A 10,752-nucleotide genomic window follows, 5' to 3' on the forward strand; every position below is an offset into this window, starting at 1 on the left:
TCGTCAAGTAAGTTTTCTGGAAAGTGGAGAGCAGCCATGGCCCGAGGCAACACCCGCCAGCGCATCCAGGACGTGGCTCTCGAACTCTTCGCCGAGCAGGGCTACGAGAAGACCTCGCTGCGGGAGATCGCGGAGCGGCTGGACGTCACGAAAGCCGCGCTCTACTACCACTTCAAGACCAAGGAAGACATCATCATCGGGATCTTCCAGGACCTGGCGCGCCCGATCGACGAGCTGGTCGCCTGGGCGGCCGAGCAGCCGCACACCCTGGAGACCAAGAAGGAGATCCTCCGCCGCTACCACGAGGCCCTGCTCGCCGCGGCCCCGCTGTTCCGCTTCATGCACGAGAACCAGGCGACGGTGCGCGACCTGAGCATCGGGCTCACCTTCAAGGAGCGCTTCATCGCGCTCAACCAGTTCATCCAGGAGCCCGAGGCGCCGATGAAGGACCGGGTCCGCTCGGTGAGCGCGATCTTCGCGCTGCACGCGGGCACCTTCTTCATGGAGAACGTCGAGGGCGACCCCGAGGAGAAGCAGGAAGCCGTCCTCGAGGTCGCCCTCGATCTGATCGAGCAGGCCCACCGGGCCTGAACCGACCGGGTGCGTCAGACGCCGACGCCGTGCGCGCGCAGGAACGCCATCGGGTTGACGGCGGAGCCGTAGTTCGGGGTCGTACGGATCTCGAAGTGCAGGTGCGGGCCGGAGGAGTTGCCGGTGTTGCCCGAGAGGGCGATCTGCTGGCCGGCGCCGACCTTCTGGCCGATGTTGACCTGGATCTTCGACAGGTGGGCGTACTGCGAGTACGTGCCGTTGGCGTGCCGGACGACGATCGCGTTGCCGTACGCGGGGCCGTCGCCGCCGCCGTTCGGGCCGGCCTTCACCACGGTGCCCGCGGCAGCGGCCTTGACCGGGGTGCCGACCGGGACGGCGAAGTCCTGGCCGGAGTGCTTGTGGGCCCACATGGCGCCGCCCTGGTTGAAGCTGGCGCTGAGTGCGTAGGCGGTGACCGGCTTGACCCAGGCCGGGGTGGCCTTCTTGACGGCCTTCACGGGCGTCGCCTTCACGGCGGCGGCCTTGGCGACGGCGGCCTTCACCTGGGCGGCGACGTGGGCCTGGGCGTCGGCCTGGGCGGCGACGGCGGCGGACGCGGTCAGTGCGACCGGGGCGGCGGCCTTGCCCTCGGCGGCGAAGGCGGACCCTGCTCCGGCCACCAGCGACGCTCCCAGACCCGCGGTGACGAGAGCAACGGCGGTGATACGGGCGGCGGGGTTCATGACGCGCTTCGACATACGGGGGAAAACCTCCGGGAAGTACGGGACCCGACGCGGACTGTCGCTGCGTCGGGCTTGCTCATCCTTGGTAACCCGAGCCCCAGCCCATCCCAAAACACCCCATCTACGACATCGCGTCGTAGCGATCTCCGGCGGAATGCGGGCCTTGACACCCGGCGGACGACTTCACGAAATCGGACAAAACGACCCCACGGATACGGTTTATCCGCATGTCGAGGGGGGACGGAAGTGCCCGAATCGTGGCCCCGTGCCCGGTTCGGGCGCCTCGGGACCAAAGTCCTGACACTTGATCCCTAAACATCCCGGTTCACCCCCGACGGGAGCCACTATCCCGCCTAGTACCCTCCAAAACCCCTGTGCGCCTTGTCACCAGCGCCCCGCCCCCCATGGGACCTGGGTCACGCAACCGAGCCGCCCGGAACCCCGTCCCGCACTACGCTGGCCGATTCGGGGATCTTCAGGGGGACAGACATGGAACCGGCACTCATCGGCACCCGCCTCGCTTCGGCAGCGATCGGCCCCTTGCTGAAGAAACTGCTGGTCAGCGACGGTCCAGGGGCCGGGCTCACCGGCGAGGCGCGGGCCGTCCGGCTCTCCTCCCTGGTCTCCTTCCGCGGCGAGAAGCGCACGCTGGCGGAGAAGGACGTCCGGAAGCTCGCCGCCGCCCTCGTCGAGCGCTCGGGCGGCGGGCCCGGCGAGGCCCCGTTCCCCGCCGACGAGACCGAGGCCGTCGCCCACACCCTGGGGACGACCCTCCTCGCCCTCGGCGACCTCGACATGGACGACGTCCAGGCGGTCCGCCTCGGCCACCACGACCTCGCCCGCCGCCTGCGGACCGCCGCACCCGCCCCCGACGGCCTCTCCACCGACTCGGTCCTCTACCTGGAGTCGATGACCGAGTGGGCCTGCCTCCACATCCTGGAGTTCTTCACCCAGCGCTCGACGTTCGTCGCCCGCAGCCTGGTGGAGCAGACCCGGGGGCAGGCGGAGCTGATCGCGAAGATCGACGAGGTCATCCGCCGGACACCACGGGCGGACGGCCACGACGCCGAGTTCGAGCGCCGCTACCTCGCCCACCTGGCGAAGAAGCACGGCCGCCTCACCATCTACGGCATCGACCTCCACGACTCACCGGACCGCTGGCCCCTGGACGTGGCCTACCTGTCCCTGGAGACGACCGGGGCCGGGCCGGCCGACCGTGGGCCGGGCCCGGGGGACCACGGGGCGGACCCGGCGGACCCCCTCCACCCCCAGGAGCGGCGGAACCTGGCCGTCACCCGCGCCGACCTCGCACTCGCCCGCCACGACAAGGTCCTCCTGCGGGGAGCGGCGGGCGCGGGCAAGACGACGCTCGTCCAGTGGCTGACGACCTCCGCGGCAGCGGAGACGCCGGCGGCGGACGGCATGGGCTACCTCCACGGCCGCATCCCCTTCGTCCTCCCCCTGCGCGCCCTCACCCGCCACGGCGAGCGGCTCCCGGCCCCCGACCGCTTCCTCTCCGCCGCCGGCTGCCCGCTCACCGCGCCCGAAGGCTGGGCCGACCGGGTCCTGGCCGCCGGGCGGGGCGTGGTCCTCGTCGACGGCATCGACGAGATCCCCGAGGCCGAGCGCGGCCGGGCCCGCGACTGGCTCCGCGCGCTCCTCGACACGTACGAGGGCAACCGCTGGCTCGTGACCTCACGCCCCACCGCCGTACGGGACGACTGGCTGGCCCCCGAGGGCTTCGCCGAGCTGGCGCTCTCCCCCATGTCCCCCTCGGAGGTCACCACCTTCGTCCGCCGCTGGCACCGGGCCGCGGGCCCGGAGGCCGCGCCGTACGAGCAGCCGCTGCTCGACGCGCTCCGTACCGCCGAGCACGTGGCCCAGCTCGCCACCAACCCCCTGATGTGCGGTCTTGTCTGCGCCCTCCACCGCGACCGGCGCGGCTTCCTGCCCCGGGGCCGCAAGGCGCTCTACGAGGCCGCCCTGTCGATGCTCCTCTCCCGCCGCGACCGCGAGCGCGACATGGGCGCCCCGTCCGGCCTCGTCCTGGACGAGGCCCCACAGATCCAGCTGATCCAGCGGCTCGCGTACTGGCTGACGCTGAACGGCCGGACACAGCTGGACCGCGCCCACGCGGAGTCGATCGTCGCGGAGGCCGTCCCGGCGATCCAGGAGGCCTCGGCCCACGACCCGGGCGCGGTCTTCACCCACCTCCTCCACCGCAGCGGCCTCCTGCGGGAACCGACGGCCGACACGATCGACTTCGTCCACCGCACCTTCCAGGACTACCTGGCGGCCAAGGCTCTGGTGGACCACTGGGACATCGGCGTCCTGGTCCGGCACGCGGCGGACGACCAGTGGGAGGACGTCATCCGCATGGCGGTCGGCCACGCCCGGCCGCGCGAGTGCGCGGAGATCCTGCGCGAGCTGCTGGGTGCGGCGGACCGGGCCCAGGACCCGCAGACCCTGCTCCGCCTGGTGCTCCTCGCGGCGACCGCCCTGGAGCACGCGACGGAAGTGCCCCCAGCGGTACGGGAGGAGGTCCTGGCCCGCACGGCCGAGGTGATCCCCCCAGGCGATCCGGACGAGGCCCGCGAGCTCGCCGCGGTGGGCCGACTGGTCCTCGATCTGCTCCCCGGACCAGAGGGCCTGAGCGACGAGGAGGCGGAGATGGTGGTGATCACGGCGACCCACATCACTGTGGACGCCGCCATCCCCTACCTGGCCCGCTTCGCCACCCATCCCGCCCTGGACGTCAGGGCGCAGCTCGTATGGGGGTGGCAGCGCTTCGAAGCCCGCCCGTACACCGAGTCGATCATCGCCCGCCTCGACCCCACCGCCCTGCGCTTCCTCCTGACCGACGACGGACGGGCGGTGGAGCTCCTCCGCCTCGGTCTTCGCCCGGACCAGCTCGAAATCCAGGAGGCCGTCTCGGACGAACAGGCGACCGCGCTCCTCGCTCACTGCGACCTGCGTCAGCTGGTGCTCGCCAGGGCGGCGGCGGGCCGTTCCCTGGAGGCGGTGGCCTCGCAGAACAACCTCGAAGTGCTGTCCCTTCAGCTTCCCCGTGAGGTGCCGTTGCGGCTCGCCAGCCTTCCGGCCACGGCACCGCTGAAGCGGCTGTTCTTCAGGTTCTCTCCGGAGGGCGGACTGCGAGGGATCGCCCGCTATCAGGACCTCCACCACCTCGCGCTGGGATCCGGCGCCCTGACCGCCGACTCATGGCGGGAACTGGCCGCGCTCCCCCACCTCACGTCCCTCGTCATCGATGCCGACTCCATGGGCTCCTGCCCGGCTGATGTCGTGCTTCCGGCCGTCGGCGCCCTGCACCTTCTCCCGGGCGCCCGCACCTCCCACTCCCTGGAACCGGCCGCAGCGGCATTCCCTGCCCTGCGACAGATCCTCGGCCGCGGCGTGGCCCTCCACGGGGCAGAGCACCTCCCGCCCGACATCCAGATCACCTTCTCCTGACGGAACGCGAAAAGGGGCGGCCCCGGAACCGTCAGGTTCCGGGGCCGCCCCTTTGTGCAGGCGCTACGCCTTACGCGTCCTTCGACAGGTTCGGGCCCGTGCCGCCCGTCGCCTCGATCGGCGGGGCGTCCGGCAGGGCCGTCTTCTCCTCGCCGCGGAAGGTGAAGGTGCGCTCCTCGCCCTCGCCCTCGGTGTCCACGACCACGATGTGACCGGGGCGCAGCTCGCCGAAGAGGATCTTCTCCGAGAGCGTGTCCTCGATCTCGCGCTGGATCGTCCGGCGCAGCGGCCGGGCGCCCATCACCGGGTCGTAACCCTTCTTGGCGAGCAGCTCCTTCGCGGACTGGGAGAGCTCGATGCCCATGTCCCGGTCCTTCAGGCGCTCGTCGACGCGGCCGATCATCAGGTCGACGATCTGGAGGATGTCCTCCTGCGTCAGCTGCGGGAAGACGATGATGTCGTCCACACGGTTGAGGAACTCCGGGCGGAAGTGCTGCTTCAGCTCGTCGCTGACCTTCGCCTTCATCCGCTCGTAGTTGGACTTCGTGTCGCCCTGGGCGGCGAAGCCCAGGTTGAAGCCCTTCGAGATGTCCCTGGTCCCGAGGTTGGTCGTCATGATGATGACCGTGTTCTTGAAGTCCACGACCCGGCCCTGGGAGTCGGTCAGGCGACCGTCCTCCAGGATCTGCAGAAGGGAATTGAAGATATCGGGGTGGGCCTTCTCGACCTCGTCGAAGAGGACGACGGAGAACGGCTTGCGGCGCACCTTCTCGGTGAGCTGGCCGCCCTCTTCGTAGCCGACGTATCCGGGCGGCGAACCGAAGAGGCGGGAAACCGTGTGCTTCTCGCTGAACTCCGACATGTCGAGGGAGATCATCGCGTCCTCGTCGCCGAAGAGGAATTCGGCGAGCGCCTTCGAAAGCTCGGTCTTACCGACACCGGACGGACCGGCGAAGATGAACGAGCCACCGGGGCGCTTCGGGTCCTTCAGACCCGCACGCGTACGGCGGATGGCCCGCGAGAGGCCGATGACGGCGTCCTTCTGGCCGATGACGCGCTTGTGGAGCTCGTCCTCCATGCGGAGCAGACGCGAGGACTCCTCCTCGGTCAGCTTGAAGACCGGGATGCCGGTGGCGGTCGCGAGGACCTCGGCGATCAGCTCGCCGTCGACCTCGGCGACGACGTCCATGTCGCCGGCCTTCCACTCCTTCTCCCGCTTGGCCTTCGCGGCGAGGAGCTGCTTCTCCTTGTCGCGGAGCGAGGCGGCCTTCTCGAAGTCCTGCGAGTCGATCGCGGACTCCTTGTCGCGGCGGACGCCGGCGATCTTCTCGTCGAACTCGCGGAGGTCCGGCGGCGCGGTCATCCGGCGGATGCGCATCCGGGAGCCGGCCTCGTCGATCAGGTCGATCGCCTTGTCCGGAAGGAAGCGGTCCGAGATGTACCGGTCGGCCAGGGTCGCGGCCTGGACGAGGGCCTCGTCGGTGATGGAGACCCGGTGGTGGGCCTCGTACCGGTCGCGCAGACCCTTGAGGATCTCGATGGTGTGCGGCAGCGACGGCTCGGCGACCTGGATGGGCTGGAAGCGGCGCTCGAGGGCCGCGTCCTTCTCCAGGTACTTCCGGTACTCGTCGAGCGTGGTGGCGCCGATGGTCTGGAGCTCACCGCGGGCCAGCATCGGCTTGAGGATGCTGGCGGCGTCGATCGCGCCCTCGGCGGCGCCCGCACCCACGAGGGTGTGGAGCTCGTCGATGAACAGGATGATGTCGCCGCGGGTGCGGATCTCCTTGAGGACCTTCTTCAGGCGCTCCTCGAAGTCACCGCGGTAGCGGGAGCCGGCGACCAGCGCGCCGAGGTCGAGGGTGTAGAGGTGCTTGTCCTTGAGGGTCTCGGGCACCTCGCCCTTGACGATGGCCTGCGCCAGGCCCTCGACGACGGCGGTCTTGCCGACGCCGGGCTCGCCGATGAGGACCGGGTTGTTCTTGGTGCGGCGGGACAGCACCTGCATGACCCGCTCGATCTCCTTCTCGCGCCCGATGACCGGGTCGAGCTTGGATTCGCGGGCCGCCTGGGTGAGGTTCCGGCCGAACTGGTCGAGGACCAGGGACGTCGAGGGGGTGCCCTCGGCAGGACCGCCGGCCGTGGCGGCTTCCTTGCCCTGGTAGCCGGAGAGCAGCTGGATGACCTGCTGCCGCACCCGGTTGAGGTCGGCGCCCAGCTTCACGAGGACCTGGGCGGCGACGCCCTCGCCCTCGCGGATCAGGCCGAGCAGGATGTGCTCGGTGCCGATGTAGTTGTGGCCGAGCTGGAGGGCCTCACGGAGCGAGAGCTCCAGGACCTTCTTGGCACGCGGGGTGAAGGGGATGTGGCCGGACGGGGCCTGCTGCCCCTGCCCGATGATCTCCTCAACCTGCTGGCGGACCGCCTCGAGCGAAATCCCGAGGCTCTCCAGGGCCTTAGCGGCGACACCCTCACCCTCGTGGATAAGGCCCAGAAGGATGTGCTCGGTGCCGATGTAGTTGTGGTTGAGCATCCGGGCTTCTTCCTGAGCCAGGACGACAACCCGCCGCGCGCGGTCGGTGAACCTCTCGAACATCGTTAATCGCTCCTCAGAGCGGTCAGTCAGTTAGGGGTCGATCCCCTCCCTGTCCTTCCGCAGCTTAGTCCCGCAAGCGGGGACCGCTCATTCCAACTGCCGACATCCGTCCGGATCACCCCCTCTTCAGCGGGGAGACCTGCTGCCGAACAGCCGACAAATGCTCCAACCCGATGGTGCGAGACGATGTTCCCGCAGGCCAAGTAGTTACCCGCGTCTTCAGTACGCCGATGGCGAACGTGAGACGCCGAAGCCCGCGAGTCGCCCCTCTCCACTAGGAATGTCTTACCCGTAAGCACTGACACTCCATGCGGCGCACCCCGGTTCCCTCCGCTACCAGCGAACACCCTTGCGCTGCCGAATGCACGCGTACGCCCCATCACGGACACCTTGCGCGTTCGCGCGGGGACCGTGGGTCACCGGCGGGCGTAACCAACGTGCCTTCCCGGGAGTTCCCCGGGCATGGCCTTCACCGTCCCGCTGCCCCGCACGCCGTCCGACGGCGGGATCGCGCGGTGGTACGAGGACGGGCTCGGCTGGGCCACGGTCGCGGGCCCGCCGGTGGGTCTCGCCACGGGGCTGCGCTTCGACGTCCTGGAGGTGCCCGCCGCGGCCGGCCGGGGCGTGCTGCGCCGGATGGGCGCGGCCACGGGGCCGGTGGCCTTGTTGGGGCGCCGGATGGGGCTGCTCGTCGCCGCGGGGAGCGCGGAGGAGCTGCCGGGACTCCTCGACTGGCTGGAGTGGGGCGGGATCTCGCTGGATCTCGCGATCCTCGGTGCCGACGGCCGGATGACCGCACCCCTTCCCCCGGGGTGGGGCGGCTCCGGCGCGCCGGGCGCCGCGGTGTGGCTGCGGGCGCCCGTGCCGGGCCGCGAGGCCGAGTCCTCGCTGCCGGCACTGCGCTCGGCGCCGTGGGGCGTTGCGGGCGCCCCCTGCCTGGTACGTCTCGTGGCAGCCGCCGCCGCGGAGTGCCATCGGGTGCGGCTGCTGAGTGCCCGTACCCGCGGGGCGGCTCAGCAGCTGTCGCCTCAGCGGTTCGCGTCCTCGTAGGCAGCCTTGATGTCGGCGGGAACGCGACCGCGGTCGTTGACGTTCATGCCGTTCTCCTTGGCCCACGCGCGGATCTTCGCGGTGTCCTGGCTGCCCGTCGCCGCGGCGCGGCCCTTGCCGCGGCCGGCGGTGGTGCGGCCGCCGGTGCGACGGCCACTCGTGGTGTACGGCTCGAGCAGGCCACGGAGCTTGTCCGCGTTGGCGGTGGTGAGGTCGATCTCGTAGGTCTTGCCGTCCAGCGCGAACGTCACGGTCTCGTCCGCCTCGACGCCGTCGAGGTCGTCGACAAGAAGGACCTGAACCTTCTGTGCCACCGGATTTCCTTTCATCGAAAATGCAGTACGCGGAAAGGAAACCGCTTTTCCCGGAAAAACACAAACCCCTGGGAGAGGTTCAGAACCCCGGGAACGCGGGAAACGTGCGCGATTCGGACATAGGGTTCCGTGAGAGGAGTCCCGGGGTTCCGCGTCACAGGTGCAGAAGCATCCGGCTGTTGCCCAAGGTGTTCGGCTTCACTCGTTCGAGACCGAGGAACTCGGCGACTCCCTCGTCATAGGAACGCAGGAGCTCGCTGTAGACATCTCCGTCCACCGGGGTCTCGCCGATCTCGACGAAGCCGTGCTTCGCGAAGAAGTCGACTTCGAAGGTCAGGCAGAATACCCGCCGCACCCCGAGCCATCGGGCGGTGTGCAACAACTTGTCGAGCACCTGATGTCCGACGCCGGCTCCCTTGAACTCGGGATCGACGGCGAGAGTACGGACTTCGGCGAGGTCTTCCCACATCACGTGGAGTGCGCCGCAGCCGACGACGGTGGCGTCCTCGTCGCGTTCCGCGACCCAGAACTCCTGGATGGACTCGTAAAGGGTCACGGTCGCCTTGTCGAGCAGGATGCCGCGGTGCACGAAAGGATCGACGAGACGGCGGACCGCGGCCACGTCGCTGGTGCGGGCCCGGCGTACGGTGACGGCTTTGGCGGAGGTCGACATGGGGGGACGCTATCGCTACGGGCGGGGCGCCCCTTCGTCACCCTCGGCCTCCCGCGGGGCGGCGGGGAGCGGGTTGTCCCGCTGCACGATCCGGATGGCGTCGTTCAGCGACTCGCGCTGTTCCGGGGACATCATGCCGAAGAAGGCGACGAGCGCGGCGGCGGGGTTGTCGCTCTGCGACCAGGCCTCGTTCATCAGCGCGGCGGAGTAGGCGGCGCGGGTGGAGACCGCCGTATATCGATAGGCGCGGCCTTCGACCTCCCGGCGGACCCAGCCCTTCTGATGAAGATTGTCCATGACGGTCATGACGGTGGTGTAGGCGATGGACCGTTCCTGCTGAAGGTCCTCCAGGACTTCCCGGACGGTGACCGGGCGGTTCCATTGCCAGACGCGCGTCATGACCGCGTCTTCGAGTTCTCCCAGGGGGCGGGGCACCCTGTCACCCTAGTGGGAGAAACGGCCATAAACGGCTATTTCCGGCTTGGCGCGACAAAAAGGGTGCGCGACCGGAAGCGGTCGCACACCCTCGGCACTGCTGTACGGGGCCGGCCGGAGCCGCCGGGAAGGGCCCGACGGTCCCTCAGGAGCCGTCCGCCTGGCGGGCGGCCTCGGCTCGGGCGAGCGCGGCGTCCACGACCGCGTCCTCCTTGGCCTTGTTCGGGCCGCCCTGGCTCTTGACGATCACGGTGACGAGGGCGATGAAGAACGCCGCCATCACGACGGGGGGCAGGAGCGCGGATACGTAGTCCATGCCGTCCAGAGTAGCTATCCGGCCGCTCGTTCCTCGGGCGGGGGCGGGGGAACGGGGCGTCGGCGTGGCGGGAAGACCTCGGAGGGCTTGGGGACCGGCCGTTCGGCCGGGGGGGGCGGGGTCGGCTTGGGCTCGTCGCCCGCCGCGCGCCCGCCGGGCAGGGCGAGCAGCCGGGCCCGGGAGGGGGAGGAGGCGAGGGGGGCGGTCGAGGCGGTGGCCTGGGAGACCCGGGCCAGGCGCGCGCGTACGGAGCGCTCGGCGAGGACCTGGCAGCGGGCGAGCAGCTCGGCGGCGGCCGGGTTGCGGCGCAGCGCGCGCAGGGCGGCGAGGTCGTCGGCTCCGGGGTCGTGGCCGGCGGCCAGCGCGTCCCGGAGGAGCTCCAGGTAGCCGCTGAGCGACCCCGGCAGCGCCTCGCGGTAGCGGGCCAGGTCGTCGAGGAGGAAGGCGCGCAGCCGGCCCGCCTCGTGTACCGCCTCGTCCACGGATGCGGCCAGGCGCAGGCAGTCCTGGACGTCCTCGTCCTGGAGGGGGGCGGGGTGGAGGGCGATGGCAAGGGCACGGCGGAGCACACGCAGCTCGTCCGCGCTGAACGCCATGCCGCCGCGGGATCCGTATGGCGTGGGCAT

Annotated in this window: 10 protein-coding genes; 3 read left to right on the forward strand and 7 right to left on the reverse strand. The window is 70.3% G+C overall.

What is annotated here, in order from left to right; translation table 11 throughout:
• The first annotated feature begins 36 nt into the window (after window positions 1–36).
• The gene (locus ACN9MM_RS17495; protein ID WP_426364490.1) at window positions 37–591 is read left to right on the forward strand and encodes a TetR/AcrR family transcriptional regulator; all 555 of its coding nucleotides are present in this window, start codon (window positions 37–39) and stop codon (window positions 589–591) included.
• Between the two features lie 14 nt (window positions 592–605).
• Here the strand turns inward: ACN9MM_RS17495 and ACN9MM_RS17500 are convergent, their stop codons facing one another.
• Entirely contained in the window at window positions 606–1,289 is a 684-nt protein-coding gene (locus tag ACN9MM_RS17500; protein WP_426364491.1) for a M23 family metallopeptidase, read from the reverse strand.
• A gap of 474 nt (window positions 1,290–1,763) precedes the next feature.
• Here ACN9MM_RS17500 and ACN9MM_RS17505 point away from each other — a divergent pair, with 474 nt between their 5' ends.
• Entirely contained in the window at window positions 1,764–4,745 is a 2,982-nt protein-coding gene (locus tag ACN9MM_RS17505) for an NACHT domain-containing protein (RefSeq protein WP_426364492.1), read from the forward strand.
• A 70-nt stretch (window positions 4,746–4,815) separates the two neighbouring features.
• On the opposite strand, the gene ACN9MM_RS17510 is transcribed toward ACN9MM_RS17505, so the two are convergent.
• The gene (locus ACN9MM_RS17510; protein ID WP_382869548.1) at window positions 4,816–7,338 is read right to left on the reverse strand and encodes an ATP-dependent Clp protease ATP-binding subunit; all 2,523 of its coding nucleotides are present in this window, start codon (window positions 7,336–7,338) and stop codon (window positions 4,816–4,818) included.
• Between the two features lie 462 nt (window positions 7,339–7,800).
• On the opposite strand from ACN9MM_RS17510, the gene ACN9MM_RS17515 reads away from it, so the two are divergent.
• A complete protein-coding gene (locus ACN9MM_RS17515; RefSeq protein ID WP_426364493.1) occupies window positions 7,801–8,388 on the forward strand; it encodes an SCO3374 family protein in 588 nt (195 codons plus the stop codon).
• On the opposite strand, the gene ACN9MM_RS17520 is transcribed toward ACN9MM_RS17515, so the two are convergent.
• The 5 genes from ACN9MM_RS17520 to ACN9MM_RS17540 form a co-directional block, all read right to left on the reverse strand.
• Complete coding sequence (locus ACN9MM_RS17520; RefSeq protein WP_426364494.1) at window positions 8,367–8,702, reverse strand: histone-like nucleoid-structuring protein Lsr2; 336 nt, start codon at window positions 8,700–8,702, stop codon at window positions 8,367–8,369. The genes ACN9MM_RS17515 and ACN9MM_RS17520 overlap by 22 nt on opposite strands.
• A gap of 154 nt (window positions 8,703–8,856) precedes the next feature.
• The gene (locus ACN9MM_RS17525) at window positions 8,857–9,375 is read right to left on the reverse strand and encodes an amino-acid N-acetyltransferase (protein ID WP_426364495.1); all 519 of its coding nucleotides are present in this window, start codon (window positions 9,373–9,375) and stop codon (window positions 8,857–8,859) included.
• Between the two features lie 15 nt (window positions 9,376–9,390).
• Window positions 9,391–9,810: a BlaI/MecI/CopY family transcriptional regulator gene (locus tag ACN9MM_RS17530; RefSeq protein WP_426364496.1), complete on the reverse strand. Its 420-nt coding sequence runs from the start codon at window positions 9,808–9,810 to the stop codon at window positions 9,391–9,393.
• Between the two features lie 145 nt (window positions 9,811–9,955).
• Complete coding sequence (locus ACN9MM_RS17535) at window positions 9,956–10,126, reverse strand: hypothetical protein (protein WP_181924602.1); 171 nt, start codon at window positions 10,124–10,126, stop codon at window positions 9,956–9,958.
• 14 nt (window positions 10,127–10,140) lie between these two features.
• Entirely contained in the window at window positions 10,141–10,722 is a 582-nt protein-coding gene (locus ACN9MM_RS17540; protein ID WP_426368765.1) for a hypothetical protein, read from the reverse strand.
• Window positions 10,723–10,752 lie beyond the last annotated feature (30 nt).

It is taken from the genome of Streptomyces sp. E-08 (assembly GCF_049913095.1).
In the GTDB taxonomy this organism is placed as follows: domain Bacteria; phylum Actinomycetota; class Actinomycetes; order Streptomycetales; family Streptomycetaceae; genus Streptomyces.

What these genes read in the sequence shown, in the direction of transcription:
- ACN9MM_RS17495 (WP_426364490.1), top strand. Translation starts at nt 37, where the DNA reads ATGGCCCGAGGCAACACCCGCCAGCGCATCCAGGACGTGGCTCTCGAA.
- ACN9MM_RS17500 (WP_426364491.1), bottom strand. Translation starts at nt 1,289, where the DNA reads ATGTCGAAGCGCGTCATGAACCCCGCCGCCCGTATCACCGCCGTTGCT.
- ACN9MM_RS17505 (WP_426364492.1), top strand. Translation starts at nt 1,764, where the DNA reads ATGGAACCGGCACTCATCGGCACCCGCCTCGCTTCGGCAGCGATCGGC.
- ACN9MM_RS17510 (WP_382869548.1), bottom strand. Translation starts at nt 7,338, where the DNA reads ATGTTCGAGAGGTTCACCGACCGCGCGCGGCGGGTTGTCGTCCTGGCT.
- ACN9MM_RS17515 (WP_426364493.1), top strand. Translation starts at nt 7,801, where the DNA reads ATGGCCTTCACCGTCCCGCTGCCCCGCACGCCGTCCGACGGCGGGATC.
- ACN9MM_RS17525 (WP_426364495.1), bottom strand. Translation starts at nt 9,375, where the DNA reads ATGTCGACCTCCGCCAAAGCCGTCACCGTACGCCGGGCCCGCACCAGC.
- ACN9MM_RS17535 (WP_181924602.1), bottom strand. Translation starts at nt 10,126, where the DNA reads ATGGACTACGTATCCGCGCTCCTGCCCCCCGTCGTGATGGCGGCGTTC.
- ACN9MM_RS17540 (WP_426368765.1), bottom strand. Translation starts at nt 10,722, where the DNA reads ATGGCGTTCAGCGCGGACGAGCTGCGTGTGCTCCGCCGTGCCCTTGCC.